Consider the following 14,012-nt stretch of genomic DNA (forward strand, 5'->3'; position numbering starts at 1 on the left):
TCCTCTTCTAAGATGCTCATAAGTGTAGTGCGCGCGCAGCGCTTCGGCGGAGGCCGTTAATCTTAAAGTCGCTGCTGCATTTCTGCCCCTGGCATGGTAATAGTGAAACACTGTTGTAAAAATTCTGGTGAACCTGATGCCCGAACCCGCCGCCGAACCGGCACTGAGTGGATTACGCCTCAACCTGCGTATTGTTTCCGTCGTTATTTTCAACTTTGCCAGCTACCTGACCATCGGTTTGCCGCTCGCCGTTCTGCCGGGCTATGTCCATGACATCATGGGCTTTAGCGCCTTCTGGGCAGGGCTGGTGATCAGCCTGCAATACTTCGCCACCCTGTTAAGTCGCCCTTATGCCGGGCGCTATGCCGACCTGTTTGGCCCGAAAAGCATTGTGGTGCTGGGACTCTGCGGCTGCTTCCTGAGCGGGGTGAGCTATTTTCTCGCCGGGTTAACCAGCGCCTGGCCGATGGTGAGCCTGGTGCTGCTCTGTCTGGGCCGGGTGATCCTCGGCGTCGGGCAAAGTCTTGCCGGAACCGGCTCCACGCTGTGGGGCGTGGGGGTGGTGGGGGCATCGCACATCGGGCGGGTGATCTCCTGGAACGGGATTGTGACCTACGGCGCGATGGCGATGGGGGCCCCGCTGGGGGTGCTCTGCTATCGCTACACCGGCCTGAACGGGCTGGCGCTCACCATTATGGTGGTGGCGCTGCTGGCGATTCTGTTTGCGCTGCCGCGATCGAAAGTCAAAGCCAGCAAAGGCAAGCCGATGCCGTTTCGTGCGGTGCTGGGGCGGGTCTGGCCCTACGGCATGGCGCTGGCACTCGGCTCGGCAGGATTTGGGGTGATCGCCACCTTCATTACGCTGTTTTACGCCGATAAAGGCTGGGACGGCGCAGCCTTTGCGTTAACGCTATTTAGCTGTGCCTTCGTCGGGACGCGGCTGCTGTTCCCGAACGGTATCAACCGGCTGGGTGGGCTGAACGTGGCCATCATCTGCTTTGCTGTTGAGATTATCGGCCTGCTACTGACCGGTATCGCCGATGCGCCGTGGATGGCGCGGATCGGAGTCTTCCTCGCGGGGGCGGGTTTCTCGCTGGTGTTCCCGGCGCTGGGGGTGGTGGCGGTCAAAGCGGTGCCGCAGCAGAACCAGGGCGCGGCGCTGGCGACCTACACGGTGTTTATGGATATGTCGCTGGGAATTACCGGGCCGCTGGCCGGGCTGGTGATGGCGTGGGCCGGGGTGCCGGTTATCTATCTGGCGGCCGCGGGGCTGGTGGCGGTGGCGTTACTGCTGACGTGGCGGCTAAAAAAATGGCCTCCAGCGGAGGCCATGTCATCGTGAGAACTTACTGAATCACGAGAGTATTGATGATGTTCTCTGCGGCAGTTTGCGCTTTCTGCTGATCGTCAGCAGGCAGCGTGATCTGCAGGGTCAGCAGCTTATTGTCCACTTTGCCCAGCACCACGGAGGAGTAAGCGGTCTGGCCTTTGGCAGAGATAATGCTGTCCAGCTGCTGCATTTTGTGGTCTTTCAGCTCGATGGATTTGTTGGTCACCACCTGCAGCTGCGGGTCACGGCTGCGCTGCTGATCTTCCAGGCGTTTTGCCAGCACGCCCAGATCTTCATTGGTGTCATCTCCGACGATCACAATCACCGCTTTTTGCCCGGTGGCATCGGAATAGACGTGCATGTTATTCGCCTGGGTGCCCAGCTTGCCGCTCTGATCGGTCATATCGGCTGGCAGAGAGAAGCTGAGTTTGCCATCCATCAGGCTGACCGGTTGACCCGTCGCGTTGCTTTCAGCAGACGCAGCCTGAGCAGGCGTTTTGGTGTCGCTGTTATCACAGGCTGCCAGCCCCATCACCAGCAGGCCAATCCCGACATATTTAACCAGATTGCGCATTACATTCTTCCTTTCGATAAACGGCCATAACGGCGCATCAATCCATCTTATCACAACTGTTCAGGGGAACCTTTAACCAGCCTGCAATCCCGGGATTTCAGATTTATCCGCGAATCTTTTCAGCAACATATTCAGCAGCACGCCGTACATCGGCAGGAAGAAGACCAGGCTGATAAGCACCTTAAAGGCATAATCCACGAGGGCAATTTCCATCCAGTGTTGCGCCATGAACGCATCCGGGCTGCGCCAGAAGGCGATAAAGAAAAAGGCTAACGTATCGCTGACGTTGCCAAACAGCGTGGAGGCGGTGGGGGCCATCCACCAGCGATGGTTCTGCCGCAGGCGGTTAAACACATGCACGTCGAGGATCTGCCCCAGCGCATAGGCCATAAAGCTGGCGGCGGCGATACGGGCGACGAACAGGTTGAAGTGCATCAGCGCGCCGAACCCCTGCCAGCTGCCCATATAGAACAGCGAGGAGATCACGTACGAAACAAACAGCGCCGGAAGCATGACGGCAAAAATAATGCGTCGGGCCAGCGGGGCGCCAAAGATACGGACGGTGAGATCGGTTGCAAGGAAGATAAACGGAAAACTGAACGCGCCCCAGGTGGTATGAAAACCAAAAATGGAGATTGGCAGCTGCACCAGGTAGTTACTGGAGGTGATCACCAGCAGATGGAAAAGCGAAAGCCAGAACAACGCTTTTACGCGCTGCGATTGAGAGAATTGCGTCATATTGTGACCTTTTTGATTAGTATTTGGGGTGAGGGAACCCAATAAAGCCGCCGCATGATACTGCTTTAACGACAGTTTGCAATGGCTAATTTTCACGCAATCGTTAACCTGGTTTGCTTTGCTCCGCCTGCGGCGTAAACTACTGCCGTTTTTATCTGGACGAGACCAAGATGACCGATCTGCTTACCCACCCGGACCATACCCTTGATGCTCAGGGCCTGCGCTGCCCGGAACCCGTGATGATGGTGCGCAAAACCGTGCGCAATATGCAATCCGGCGAAACGCTGCTAATTATTGCCGACGATCCGGCCACGACCCGCGATATTCCGGGCTTCTGTACCTTTATGGAACACGAGCTGCTGGCGCAGGAGACTGCGTCACTACCGTATCGATATCTTATCCGCAAAGGGTAACAGACGTTCCAGGCCGGGTAAGGCGTAGCCGCCACCCGGCATGACATCCCGCACAAATCTGAACCACCATTTCATTATTTAGCGCTTTTTGTGAGGCGCTTCACCTACGCTTTCCAGGCATTGGGCTAGTTTTTAAACGTTCAAAACTAAAACAACGTTCCGATACTTACCTCACTACCCTGGAGTTGACTCAATGAAAACGACCCTCAAGCCGTTGCTGGCCGCTCTGTGCCTGTCTGCTTTTGCCTGCTCTGTTTCCGCGCAAACCATCAGAGCTGCCGATGTGCATCCTGAAGGCTACCCGAACGTGGTGGCGGTACAGCACATGGGTGAAAAACTCAAACAACAAACCGACGGCAAGCTGGATATCAAAGTCTTCCCGGGCGGCGTGCTGGGCGATGAAAAGCAGATGATTGAGCAGGCGCAGATGGGGGCGATTGACATGATTCGCGTCTCCATGGCCCCGGTTGCCGCCATCCTGCCGGATATCGAGGTCTTTACGCTGCCCTACGTCTTCCGCGATGAAGACCATATGCACAAAGTGATCGACGGCGATATCGGTAAATCCATCGGCGACAAACTCACCGCTAACCCGAAATCGCGCCTGATATTCCTCGGCTGGATGGACTCCGGCACCCGTAACCTGATCACCAAAGATCCGATTGTGAAACCGGAAGATCTGAAAGGGAAAAAAATCCGCGTCCAGGGTAGCCCGGTGGCGCTGGCGACGCTGAAAGATATGGGTGCCAACTCCGTGGCGATGGGGGTGAGTGAAGTCTACAGCGGCATGCAGACCGGCGTGATCGACGGGGCCGAGAACAACCCGCCAACCTTTATCGCCCATAACTACATGCCGATTGCCAAAAACTACACCCTCAGCGGCCACTTTATCACCCCGGAAATGCTGCTCTACTCCAAAGTGAAATGGGACAAGCTGAGCGCCGACGAACAGCAAAAAATCCTGACCCTGGCCCGCGAAGCGCAGTTTGAGCAGCGCAAGCTGTGGCAGGCCTACAACGACGAAGCCCTGCAGAAGATGAAGGCGGGCGGCGTACAGTTCCACGACATTGATAAAGCGGTCTTCGTGAAGGCGACAGAGCCGGTGCGCGCCCAGTATGGCAACAAGCATCAGGATCTGATGAAAGCCATCGCTGATGTTCAGTAACCCCCTCGTTGTGGAGGACGTATGTCCGAACGCTATTTGAAGTGGATGGATCGCCTGTACCTGCTCGCCATGGCGGTGGCGGGCATTTCGCTGCTGGTGATGACCATCGTGATCCCGATTGGGATTTTTTCCCGCTACGTCCTTAACCGCGGCGAGTCGTGGCCAGAGCCGATAGCCATTATCTGCATGGTGACCTTTACCTTTATCGGCGCAGCGGTGGGGTATCGCGCCGGATCGCATATCGCGGTGAATATGCTCACCGACCGCCTGCCTGCGGCGTTGAAAGCGCTGTGCGCGAAGGTGGTGGATGTGCTGATGCTGCTGATCTCGCTGATCATCTTCTGGTACAGCTACCTGCTCTGCATCGAACTGTGGGAACAGCCGGTGGCCGAGTTCCCGGTTCTCACCTCGGGTGAGAGCTACCTGCCGCTGCCTATCGGCTCGGCGATCCTCATTTTGTTCGTCCTGGAGCGCCTGATGTTTGGCTCTCAGGAACATCGCCCGGTCGTGATGATCGGCAACCACGGTTAAGGGGTGGATCATGGATGCGTTTGTTTTGCTCTTCACCCTCGCCATTTTACTGGCGCTGGGGATGCCGGTGGCCTTTGCCGTCGGGTTAAGTGCGGTGGCTGGTGCGCTGTGGATTGACCTGCCGCTGGAGGCGCTGATGATCCAGATCACCAGCGGGGTGAATAAATTTACCCTGCTGGCGATCCCGTTCTTTATCCTGGCGGGGGCGATCATGGCGGAAGGGGGCATTGCCCGCCGACTGGTGAACTTTGCCTATATCTTTGTCGGCTTTATTCGCGGCGGACTGTCGCTGGTGAATATCGTCGCCTCGACCTTCTTCGGTGCGATTTCGGGCTCGTCGGTGGCGGATACTGCCTCCATCGGCAGCGTGATGATCCCGGAGATGGAGAAGAAGGGTTATCCGCGTGAGTACGCGGCGGCGGTGACCGCCAGCGGCTCGGTGCAGGCGATTTTGATCCCCCCCAGCCACAACTCGGTGATCTACTCCCTGGCGGCAGGCGGTACGGTGTCGATTGCGACGCTGTTTATCGCGGGCGTCCTGCCGGGTCTGCTGCTCGGGGTCTGTCTGATGGTGCTGTGCCTGGGCTTTGCCCATAAGCGCGGTTATCCGAAAGGCGAAAGGATCCCCTTTAAGCAGGCGCTGAAGATTTTCTTCGATGCCCTGTGGGGGCTGATGACGGTAGTGATTATTCTCGGCGGCATTTTGTCGGGGATCTTTACCGCCACCGAATCCGCGGCGGTCGCCTGCCTGTGGGCGTTCTTCGTCACCATGTTTATCTACCGTGACTACAAGTGGAACGAACTGCCGAAGCTAATGTGCCGCACGGTGAAGACGGTAACCATCGTGATGATCCTGATCGGCTTTGCCGCGGCGTTTGGCGCGGTGATGACCTACATGCAGCTGCCGATGCGCATCACCGAGTTCTTCACCTCTCTGTCGGACAACAAGTACGTGATCCTCATGTACATCAACATCATGCTGCTGCTGATTGGCACACTGATGGACATGGCGCCGATCATTCTGATCCTGACCCCGGTGCTGCTGCCGGTGACCAACGCGCTGGGGATCGATCCGGTGCATTTCGGGATGATCATGATGGTGAACCTCGGGATGGGGCTGATTACCCCGCCGGTAGGGTCAGTGCTGTTTGTCGCCAGTGCGGTGAGTAAGCAGAAGATCGAAACCGTGGTACGCGCGATGCTGCCGTTCTACGGCATGCTGCTGGTGGTGTTGGGGTTGGTGACCTACATCCCGGCGATATCGCTGTGGTTACCGCGGATGTTGGGGATGCAGTAGACGTTGTGAGAATGCCGGGCGGCGGCTGCGCCTTGCCCGGCCTACAAAACCGTAGGCCCGGCAAGCGTAGCGCCGCCCGGCAATGTTTACCGACCGCGCAACAGCCGAAGCGCGTTCGCCGTCACTAATACCGTCGCCCCGGTATCCGCCAGCACCGCCAGCCACAATCCGGTCATCCCCAGCAGCGTCGTCACCAGGAAAATCCCCTTCAACCCCAGCGCAATGGCGATGTTCTGCCGGATATTGGCCCGGGTGGCGCGGGCCAGACTTATCATCTGCGCCAGCCCGGTCAACCGGTTGTGGGTGAGCGCCGCATCGGCGGTCTCCAGCGCCACATCGGTGCCGCTGCCCATCGCAATGCCAATGGTTGCCGCCTTCATCGCCGGGGCGTCGTTAATCCCGTCCCCGACCATCGCCAGCGGCGTTTGCGCATTCAGGGCCGTTACCGCCTGCACTTTATCCGCCGGCAGCAGCCCGGCACGGAAATCGAGCCCCAGCTCCCCGGCAATGGCCGCGGCAGCGCGCGGGTTATCACCGGTCAGGATCGCTCCCTTGATGCCCAATTGATGCAGTGCGGCTATGGCCTCTTTCGCGTCGTCCCGCAGGGTGTCCCGAAGCGCGATCAGACCTTTTGCCTCGCCATCCTGAATCACCATCACCACCGTCTGTCCGGCCTGTTCCAGAGTCTGGATTTGCGTCGCAAAATGCGGGGCAGGGAATTTATCTGCGGCGCAAATCAGCACCTTGCGGCCCGCGACCTCGGCTTCAATCCCTGACCCCATCAGCGCACGCTGGGCGATCGCCGCCGGAACAGCCAGCCCACGAGACTGCGCTTCGCGGACAATCGCCTGCGCCAGCGGGTGAGTCGAACCTTGCTCCACCCCGGCGGCCAGCGCCAGCAGATCCTGCTCGCGGATCTCATGCGGATAAATGCCCGTCACCTGTGGTTTGCCCACCGTCAGGGTGCCGGTTTTGTCGAACGCCACCTGCTGCACCTGCGCCAGCTGCTCCAGCGCCGCGCCGCCCTTAATCAGCGCCCCACGACGTGCGGCCGCCGCCAGCCCGGAAGTGATGGCCGCCGGGGTGGAGATCACCAGCGCGCACGGACAACCAATCAGCAGCAGGGTCAGCCCTTTGTAGATCCAGCCCTCCCAGGAGGCGCTGAACAGCAGCGGCGGCACCACGGCCACCAGCAGCGCGACCAGCATAATCACCGGGGTATAGATTCGGCTGAAGCGGTCGATAAAGCGCTCCACCGGGGCGCGGCGTTCCTCTGCCTCTTCAATCAGCTTCAGGATGCGGTCGATGGCGCTGTCGCCCGGTTCGGACAGGACCGTCAACTGCACCAGACGATCGACGCTGGTGGCTCCGGCCGGGACTTTTTCCCCCGCCGAACGATCGACCGGGATGGATTCCCCGGTCAGGGCGCTTTCATCAAAGCTGGCCGCGGTGGTAAGCAGCGTCCCGTCGGCAGGCAGACGCCCCCCGGCGGCAACCTCAATCACATCTCCCGGACGCAACGCGGCGATGGGTACGGTTTTGCGCTCATTATGAATGACCTGGATGGCGGTTTCCGGCTTCAGCGCCATCAGCGCGCTGACCCCTTTGCGCGCCCGGCTTGCCGCCCAGCCTTCGAGGCGTTCACCAATCAGAAACAGCAGCAGAACCATCGCCGCTTCCGCCGTGGCACCGATAAACAGCGCCCCGATGGCGGCCACGCTCATCAGCGTTTCAATCGCGAACCAGCTCCCGCTTTTCATCAGGCGCAGCGCCTGACGGGCCACCGGCCAGAGCCCGACGAGGGTGGTGGCGATAAAGGCGAGGTTGCCGAGCGGATGGTTGAACTGCTCCAACCCCCAGCTCAGGGCCATCAGCAGGATAAGCGTGATGAGCGGCAAGTTGTCGCGCAGCGGGGACGTTTTTTCGGCGGGGGCATTTTCATTGCGCAGCGTATAGCCCGCCCTGGCGACGGCCGCTTCGACCCGGGCGCTGACGTTGCTCCCCGCATCCACTAGCAGCTTTTCGGTAGCAAACAGGACCTGGACGTGATTGACGCCTGCCACCTGTCTGACGGCGGTTTCTACTTTGCGGGCACAGGCGGCACAGTCCATGCCGTTGACCACCCAGCTATAACGCTGGCCCTGAATGGGAGGCACAGGTTCGGTCTGCACTGAGGCATGATCCGCAGCGCAGCAGGTCTCTTTGGCGGGAAGGGGGGCGAGCTTAAGTGCCGAAAATTGCGGCACTTTTTTAGGTGTTTCTGGAGTCGACATGGCACTCTCCGGTAATGATAATTTTCTCATTAGCCGCAGTATGCACTCTGGAGTCGACTCCAGAGTCAAGCGCTATTTAAATATACAGCGAGCGCACAATCAGGAAGTGTCCGGCGAAATAGCACGCGGCGGCAATGGCATTATCGGCGCGGAAACGGCGGCGATAGTGACTGCCCAGCCAGACGATATTACCCAACAGCAGGAGCGTGGCGCCGATGAAGGCCGACAGAGCCGGTGCCGTCGGACGGAAGAACCACAGCTCACCCGCCAGCCAGACCATCACCAGGGTCATGGCGATAAAGGTACACACCGCCCAGCGCAGCTCCTCCAGCCGCGTCCAGACTACGGCGATCAACAGCGCGCCAATCACCAGCAGCGCCAGCGGCAGCGGCCAGAAGAACGACAGCGTCATCTGACTGGCGAAATAGATGGTATAGAGCAGATGCGATAAGAAAAACGCCCCCACGGCATACAGCAGTCGCTGGCGCGGCAGCAGGGTCAGAGCATCACCGGCCAGTGAGGCGCAGAGCCCGGCGAGCACCAGGTAGCTGATGGCGTTAAACATCGGCGCCTGCCAGGCCAGCAGCAGGAGCAGCAACAAGGTGACGGGTTTAAACAGCCAGCGCTGCCAGGCAGGGCCGCGGTAGGACGCATCGACATACAGCCATGCGGAGAAACAGACAGCGATAAATGACCAAAGCATATTAAGTCCCTGTATCTGTTATTGTTGAATAAACAGTTTCACTTCAGTGTAGTGGTGCAGACGGGCCAATAGCAATGCACAGCGTGGCACGCTATCCTGATTTCAGCCTGGTCTTAAAGGATGGTTCAATGAGCAAGATGCCGCTTTTTTTTATTATCGTACTGGCGATTATCGTCATTGCGGCCTCATTCCGCTTCGTGCAGCAGCGCCGGGAAAAGGCGGATAACGACGCCGCCCCGTTGCTGCAAAAGCGGGTGGTGGTGAGCAACAAACGGGAAAAACCGATTAACGACCGACGTTCCCGCCAGCAGCAGGTGACGCCTGCCGGCACTAGCATGCGCTATGAAGCGAGCTTTAAGCCGGAAAGCGGTGGTCTGGAGATGACTTTTCGCCTCGACGAGAAGCAGTACCATCAGCTGACGGTAGGGGATAAAGGGACGTTGAGTTACAAGGGATCGCGGTTTGAGGGATTTAGCCCGACGCCGTGATAAACCGTAGGCCCGGTAAGCGCAGCGCCACCGGGCAGAAGGCGGCAGGTTACTTTTTCGCCTGCGCCTTAAACTTATTCATCCACACCAGCAGCTCAAACACACCAAAAATAAACACCCGCAGCTGCTGCCAGCCGGTCATTTTCGGGCCATCTTTTGGCATACCGTTTTTCAGCATCACCATCTGCAGGGCATGCATAAATGAGGTAAAAATCAGCGCCACGTTGACGAAAATATTCATCGGACGCGGGAAGGGATGGACGAGGTTGAGGATCAGAAATGCCCAGACCCCCAGCATCAGTAAACGACCCAGATTAATCAGTACCGGCATCGGTCTCTCCTTGAGATTGACGGTGATAAAGACGATAGGCGACCTGTCCGGCCACTTTTTCCCGGTGCAGATCCCAGTGGGCAGGCACCGGCGGTAAACCGTTTTCTACCTCACTTTCGACGTAGATTAGCGCATCATCCGCCAGCCAGCCGTTGTTTTCCAGCAGCGTCAGCGTCTCTTCCAGCAGTCCTTTGCGGAACGGCGGATCGACAAACACCACATCGTGCGGCGTGCCCGCCTGCGCAAGGAAGGCGAGGGCGTTAGTATTAACCACGTTGGCGTGTGTCGCTTTCAGCGAGGCCAGGTTTTGCTGTAACTGTTGGGAAACGCTGCGATCCATCTCCAGCAGCGTGGCGCTGGCGGCATAACGCGACAGCGCCTCCAGCCCGAGGGCGCCGCTTCCGGCGAAGCAGTCCAGGCAACGGGCATCTACCATTGAAGGAGCCAGCCAGTTAAACAGCGTCTCGCGGACGCGGTCGGTGGTCGGGCGCAGACCGGGGCTATCCGGTACCGGCAGTTTACGGCCTCGCCACTGGCCGCCGATAATACGTATCTGGCCCGCTGCGGCACGGTTGGGTTTCTTCATATCTTTGCTCGGGTACACCGACGGCCTGCGCTTGCAGGCGGTGATGTGCGTTAAGTTAAGTGATAAACTATTTCATCATTTTTTTAGCTTCCATGTATATAGCGCCAGTAATTAACCGCGAGGGGTGTAGTCGCAGATGGCAAAAGAGAAAAAACGTGGCTTCTTTTCCTGGCTGGGCTTTGGTCAAAAAGAGCAGGAAACCGAGCAGCAGAACGAAGAACAACAGATCGCCGAACAGCCCGCTGTTGTTGAACAGCCGCAGCCAGAAACCCCTGTTGAGACCGTCGCTGACGTAGAAGCAGAAACGCCTGCTCACAGCAAAGAAGAGACAGAAACCTTTGCCGCAGAGGTGGTTGAGGTTACTGAGCAGGTCCAGGAGAGCGAAAAACCACAGCCGGTTGAGCCAGAGCCTGTGATCGTTGAGCCAGTGGCCGTTGCGCCAGAGCCTGTGGAAGAGATTGTCGAGCCGATTGCTGAGGTGGAACCTCCGCAGGCGGTTGAGCATGAAGAATTACCGCTGCCGGAAGAGATCCTCGACGAAATTGAGGAAGCGATCCCGGAAGAGTACTTGCCAGAGACCGACGTTGAAGAGCCCATTAGCGATGAAGAGCTCGAAGCTCAGGCGCTGGCGGCCGCAGCCGCAGAAGAAGCGGTGCTTGTCGTCCCGGTAGCCGAAGAGGAAGAGCCGGTTGAAGAGATTGCTCAGGAGCAGGAAAAACCAACCAAAGAAGGTTTCTTCGCCCGTCTGAAACGCAGCCTGGTCAAAACCAAAGAGAACCTCGGTTCCGGATTTATCAGTCTGTTCCGCGGTAAGAAAATCGACGATGATCTCTTTGAAGAGCTGGAAGAACAGCTCCTGATTGCTGACGTTGGCGTGGAAACCACCCGCAAAATCATCACCAGTCTGACCGAGAGCGCCAGCCGTAAACAGCTGCGCGACGCCGAGGCGCTGTACGGCCTGCTGAAAGAAGAGATGGGTGAAATCCTCGCAAAAGTTGACGAACCGCTTAATATTGAAGGCAAAATGCCCTTTGTTATTCTGATGGTCGGCGTTAACGGCGTGGGTAAAACCACCACCATCGGCAAGCTGGCGCGTCAGTTCGAACAGCAGGGCAAATCGGTGATGCTGGCCGCGGGGGATACCTTCCGTGCCGCCGCCGTCGAGCAGCTGCAGGTGTGGGGCCAGCGCAACAATATTCCGGTGATTGCCCAGCATACCGGTGCCGACTCCGCATCAGTGATTTTCGACGCCATCCAGGCCGCGAAAGCGCGTAACGTGGATGTGCTGATTGCCGATACCGCAGGGCGTTTACAGAACAAATCGCACCTGATGGAAGAATTGAAGAAGATCGTCCGCGTAATGAAGAAGCTGGACGAAGATGCACCGCATGAAATTATGCTGACTATTGATGCCAGCACCGGGCAGAACGCCATCAGTCAGGCGAAGCTGTTCCATGAAGCGGTAGGACTGACCGGGATCACGCTGACCAAGCTGGATGGCACCGCGAAAGGCGGGGTGATCTTCTCGGTAGCGGACCAGTTCGGGATCCCTATCCGTTACATCGGTGTTGGCGAACGTATCGAAGATTTACGTCCGTTTAAATCGGGCGACTTTATTGAGGCACTTTTTGCCCGAGAGGATTAACAATGATTCGCTTTGAACACGTCAGCAAGGCCTATCTCGGTGGGAGACAAGCGCTGCAGGGGATTAACTTCCATCTGCAGCCGGGCGAGATGGCATTCCTGACCGGTCACTCCGGCGCCGGGAAAAGTACCCTGCTCAAGCTTATCTGTGGGATCGAACGGCCCAGCGCCGGGAAAATCTGGTTTAGCGGCCACGACATTAGTCGCCTGAAAAACCGTGAAGTGCCGTTCCTGCGTCGGCAGATCGGCATGATTTTCCAGGATCACCATCTGCTGATGGACCGCACGGTATTCGACAACGTGGCGATCCCGCTGATTATTGCGGGTGCCAGCGGGGATGATATTCGTCGTCGCGTCTCCGCGGCGCTGGATAAGGTCGGGCTGCTGGACAAAGCGAAGAACTTTCCGATCCAGCTCTCCGGCGGTGAACAGCAGCGCGTGGGCATTGCCCGCGCGGTGGTGAACAAACCGGCGGTGCTGCTGGCGGATGAACCTACCGGTAACCTGGACGACGCCCTTTCCGAAGGGATCCTGCGTCTGTTTGAGGAGTTTAACCGCGTTGGGGTGACAGTACTGATGGCGACGCACGACATGGGGCTTATCTCTCGTCGTTCGTACCGCATGCTGACGCTGAGCGACGGTCATTTGCACGGAGGCCTCGGTGAATAAGCGTGATGCAATGAACCAGATGCGGCAGTTTGGCAGCAAGCTCGACCGTTTTCGTAAATCGGCGGGCGGCCCGGGTGACGGCAACCGCAATGCGCCGAAGCGCAGCAAATCCGCGCCAAAACCCAACTCGCGCAAAACCAACGTCTTTAACGAACAGGTGCGGTACGCCTTCCAGGGCGCGCTGCAGGATCTGAAAAGCAAACCGCTGGCCACCTTCCTGACGGTGATGGTGATTGCCATCTCCCTGACCCTGCCCAGCGTCTGCTACATGGTCTACAAAAACGTAAACCAGGCAGCGTCGCAGTACTATCCTTCCCCGCAGATCACCGTCTATCTCGACAAAGCGCTCGACGATAACGCGGCGGCGCAGGTGGTGGGGCAGCTGCAGGCGGAGCAGGGCGTTGAGAAAGTAAACTATCTGTCACGGGATGAGGCGTTAGGCGAGTTCCGTAACTGGTCCGGGTTTGGCGGCGCGCTCGATATGCTGGAGGAGAACCCCCTGCCTGCGGTGGCGGTGGTGATCCCGAAACTGGATTTCCAGGGGACCGAGTCGCTGAACACCCTGCGCGATCGCGTCTCCCGCATCAACGGTATCGATGAAGTGCGGATGGACGACAGCTGGTTTGCCCGTCTGACGGCGCTGACCGGCCTGGTGGGGCGCGTTGCGGCGATGATCGGCGTGCTGATGGTGGCGGCAGTGTTCCTCGTTATCGGCAACAGCGTGCGGCTGAGTATCTTCGCCCGTCGCGACACCATTAACGTACAGAAGCTGATCGGCGCTACCGACGGTTTTATCCTGCGTCCGTTCCTGTATGGCGGCGCATTGCTCGGTTTTTCCGGCGCATTTCTTTCACTGATATTGTCAGAAATTTTGGTGATGCGACTTTCTGCGGCCGTTACCGATGTGGCGCAGGTTTTTGGAACTAAGTTTAATATCAGTGGCTTAGCCTTCGATGAGTGCCTGTTATTGCTGCTGGTGTGCTCGATGATCGGCTGGATCGCAGCATGGTTAGCAACCGTGCAACATTTACGTCACTTTACCCCTGACTAAAAAATCTCTGGTATAATCTTTCCCTGCATTGAGAATCACCGTGCAGGGAAAGAGTCTCCTGTTGACTCTGTCCCGCATAATCATCCCCGTGTCACATTTTGTGCGTAATTTATTCACAGTTTCACTCGGAACTTGTGGATAAAATCACTGTCTGATAAAAGAGTGAATGATATTCTCGTTGCTCATTAATTCTGGCATGTTCGTTGCCTGATGGGGACA

14 protein-coding genes and 1 pseudogene are annotated in these 14,012 nt (G+C 58.0%); 9 read left to right on the forward strand and 6 right to left on the reverse strand.

Annotated elements, in window-relative coordinates:
* Positions 1–93 precede the first annotated feature (93 nt).
* A pseudogene (locus tag M8318_RS06990) lies at positions 94–1,342 on the forward strand (MFS transporter).
* 4 nt (positions 1,343–1,346) lie between these two features.
* Here M8318_RS06990 and M8318_RS06995 read toward each other — a convergent pair.
* Together M8318_RS06995 and M8318_RS07000 are read right to left on the reverse strand one after the other, a co-directional pair.
* Positions 1,347–1,904 (reverse strand): DcrB family lipoprotein, encoded by a 558-nt coding sequence (locus tag M8318_RS06995; RefSeq protein ID WP_106995270.1) that lies wholly within the window; start codon positions 1,902–1,904, stop codon positions 1,347–1,349.
* 72 nt (positions 1,905–1,976) lie between these two features.
* Complete coding sequence (locus M8318_RS07000; RefSeq protein WP_262661677.1) at positions 1,977–2,642, reverse strand: 7-cyano-7-deazaguanine/7-aminomethyl-7-deazaguanine transporter; 666 nt, start codon at positions 2,640–2,642, stop codon at positions 1,977–1,979.
* 170 nt (positions 2,643–2,812) lie between these two features.
* Here M8318_RS07000 and tusA point away from each other — a divergent pair, with 170 nt between their 5' ends.
* The 4 genes from tusA to M8318_RS07020 all read left to right on the forward strand — a co-directional run bounded on the left by tusA (position 2,813) and on the right by M8318_RS07020 (position 6,048).
* Positions 2,813–3,055: a sulfurtransferase TusA gene (gene tusA, locus M8318_RS07005; protein WP_262661679.1), complete on the forward strand. Its 243-nt coding sequence runs from the start codon at positions 2,813–2,815 to the stop codon at positions 3,053–3,055.
* Positions 3,056–3,248: 193 nt separating this feature from the next.
* Positions 3,249–4,220 carry a TRAP transporter substrate-binding protein gene (locus M8318_RS07010; protein ID WP_262661681.1) on the forward strand — a complete coding sequence of 324 codons (972 nt, stop codon included), beginning with the start codon at positions 3,249–3,251 and terminating at the stop codon, positions 4,218–4,220.
* A 21-nt stretch (positions 4,221–4,241) separates the two neighbouring features.
* The gene (locus M8318_RS07015; RefSeq protein WP_262661682.1) at positions 4,242–4,751 is read left to right on the forward strand and encodes a TRAP transporter small permease; all 510 of its coding nucleotides are present in this window, start codon (positions 4,242–4,244) and stop codon (positions 4,749–4,751) included.
* A 10-nt stretch (positions 4,752–4,761) separates the two neighbouring features.
* Positions 4,762–6,048 carry a TRAP transporter large permease gene (locus tag M8318_RS07020; RefSeq protein WP_106995265.1) on the forward strand — a complete coding sequence of 429 codons (1,287 nt, stop codon included), beginning with the start codon at positions 4,762–4,764 and terminating at the stop codon, positions 6,046–6,048.
* Positions 6,049–6,134: 86 nt separating this feature from the next.
* Here M8318_RS07020 and zntA read toward each other — a convergent pair whose 3' ends face one another.
* Both zntA and M8318_RS07030 read right to left on the reverse strand, forming a co-directional pair.
* Positions 6,135–8,321, reverse strand: a complete 2,187-nt coding sequence (gene zntA, locus M8318_RS07025; RefSeq protein WP_262661684.1) for a Zn(II)/Cd(II)/Pb(II) translocating P-type ATPase ZntA — start codon at positions 8,319–8,321, stop codon at positions 6,135–6,137.
* A gap of 76 nt (positions 8,322–8,397) precedes the next feature.
* Positions 8,398–9,024, reverse strand: coding sequence for a lysoplasmalogenase (locus M8318_RS07030; protein WP_106995263.1), 627 nt, complete (start codon positions 9,022–9,024; stop codon positions 8,398–8,400).
* Positions 9,025–9,152: 128 nt separating this feature from the next.
* Here M8318_RS07030 and M8318_RS07035 point away from each other — a divergent pair, with 128 nt between their 5' ends.
* The gene (locus tag M8318_RS07035; protein ID WP_262661686.1) at positions 9,153–9,512 is read left to right on the forward strand and encodes a DUF2500 domain-containing protein; all 360 of its coding nucleotides are present in this window, start codon (positions 9,153–9,155) and stop codon (positions 9,510–9,512) included.
* 49 nt (positions 9,513–9,561) lie between these two features.
* On the opposite strand, the gene M8318_RS07040 is transcribed toward M8318_RS07035, so the two are convergent.
* On the reverse strand, positions 9,562–9,843 hold the full coding sequence (locus M8318_RS07040; protein WP_106995261.1) for a DUF1145 family protein: 282 nt from the start codon (positions 9,841–9,843) through the stop codon (positions 9,562–9,564).
* Positions 9,827–10,429 (reverse strand): 16S rRNA (guanine(966)-N(2))-methyltransferase, encoded by a 603-nt coding sequence (gene rsmD, locus M8318_RS07045; protein ID WP_106995260.1) that lies wholly within the window; start codon positions 10,427–10,429, stop codon positions 9,827–9,829. The genes M8318_RS07040 and rsmD overlap by 17 nt, the downstream gene beginning before the upstream one ends.
* Before the next feature lie 136 nt (positions 10,430–10,565).
* Here rsmD and ftsY point away from each other — a divergent pair, with 136 nt between their 5' ends.
* Genes ftsY through ftsX form a run of 3 tightly spaced genes read left to right on the forward strand, consistent with a single transcriptional unit; the run spans position 10,566 to position 13,793 of the window.
* Entirely contained in the window at positions 10,566–12,074 is a 1,509-nt protein-coding gene (gene ftsY / locus M8318_RS07050; protein WP_262661689.1) for a signal recognition particle-docking protein FtsY, read from the forward strand.
* 2 nt (positions 12,075–12,076) lie between these two features.
* On the forward strand, positions 12,077–12,742 hold the full coding sequence (gene ftsE, locus M8318_RS07055) for a cell division ATP-binding protein FtsE (protein WP_106995258.1): 666 nt from the start codon (positions 12,077–12,079) through the stop codon (positions 12,740–12,742).
* Positions 12,735–13,793 (forward strand): permease-like cell division protein FtsX, encoded by a 1,059-nt coding sequence (gene ftsX, locus M8318_RS07060; protein ID WP_166184481.1) that lies wholly within the window; start codon positions 12,735–12,737, stop codon positions 13,791–13,793. Before ftsE ends, ftsX begins: the two co-directional genes overlap by 8 nt.
* Positions 13,794–14,012 lie beyond the last annotated feature (219 nt).

Origin of the sequence: Leclercia tamurae (genome assembly GCF_025566055.1) — a bacterium.
GTDB lineage: Bacteria > Pseudomonadota > Gammaproteobacteria > Enterobacterales > Enterobacteriaceae > Enterobacter > Enterobacter tamurae.

Coding starts and splice junctions, on each gene's coding strand:
- ftsE (WP_106995258.1), top strand. CDS start 12,077: ATGATTCGCTTTGAACACGTCAGCAAGGCCTATCTCGGTGGGAGACAA.
- zntA (WP_262661684.1), bottom strand. CDS start 8,321: ATGTCGACTCCAGAAACACCTAAAAAAGTGCCGCAATTTTCGGCACTT.
- M8318_RS07010 (WP_262661681.1), top strand. CDS start 3,249: ATGAAAACGACCCTCAAGCCGTTGCTGGCCGCTCTGTGCCTGTCTGCT.
- M8318_RS07035 (WP_262661686.1), top strand. CDS start 9,153: ATGAGCAAGATGCCGCTTTTTTTTATTATCGTACTGGCGATTATCGTC.
- M8318_RS07000 (WP_262661677.1), bottom strand. CDS start 2,642: ATGACGCAATTCTCTCAATCGCAGCGCGTAAAAGCGTTGTTCTGGCTT.
- M8318_RS06995 (WP_106995270.1), bottom strand. CDS start 1,904: ATGCGCAATCTGGTTAAATATGTCGGGATTGGCCTGCTGGTGATGGGG.
- M8318_RS07030 (WP_106995263.1), bottom strand. CDS start 9,024: ATGCTTTGGTCATTTATCGCTGTCTGTTTCTCCGCATGGCTGTATGTC.
- ftsY (WP_262661689.1), top strand. CDS start 10,566: ATGGCAAAAGAGAAAAAACGTGGCTTCTTTTCCTGGCTGGGCTTTGGT.
- rsmD (WP_106995260.1), bottom strand. CDS start 10,429: ATGAAGAAACCCAACCGTGCCGCAGCGGGCCAGATACGTATTATCGGC.
- M8318_RS07015 (WP_262661682.1), top strand. CDS start 4,242: ATGTCCGAACGCTATTTGAAGTGGATGGATCGCCTGTACCTGCTCGCC.
- M8318_RS07020 (WP_106995265.1), top strand. CDS start 4,762: ATGGATGCGTTTGTTTTGCTCTTCACCCTCGCCATTTTACTGGCGCTG.
- tusA (WP_262661679.1), top strand. CDS start 2,813: ATGACCGATCTGCTTACCCACCCGGACCATACCCTTGATGCTCAGGGC.
- M8318_RS07040 (WP_106995261.1), bottom strand. CDS start 9,843: ATGCCGGTACTGATTAATCTGGGTCGTTTACTGATGCTGGGGGTCTGG.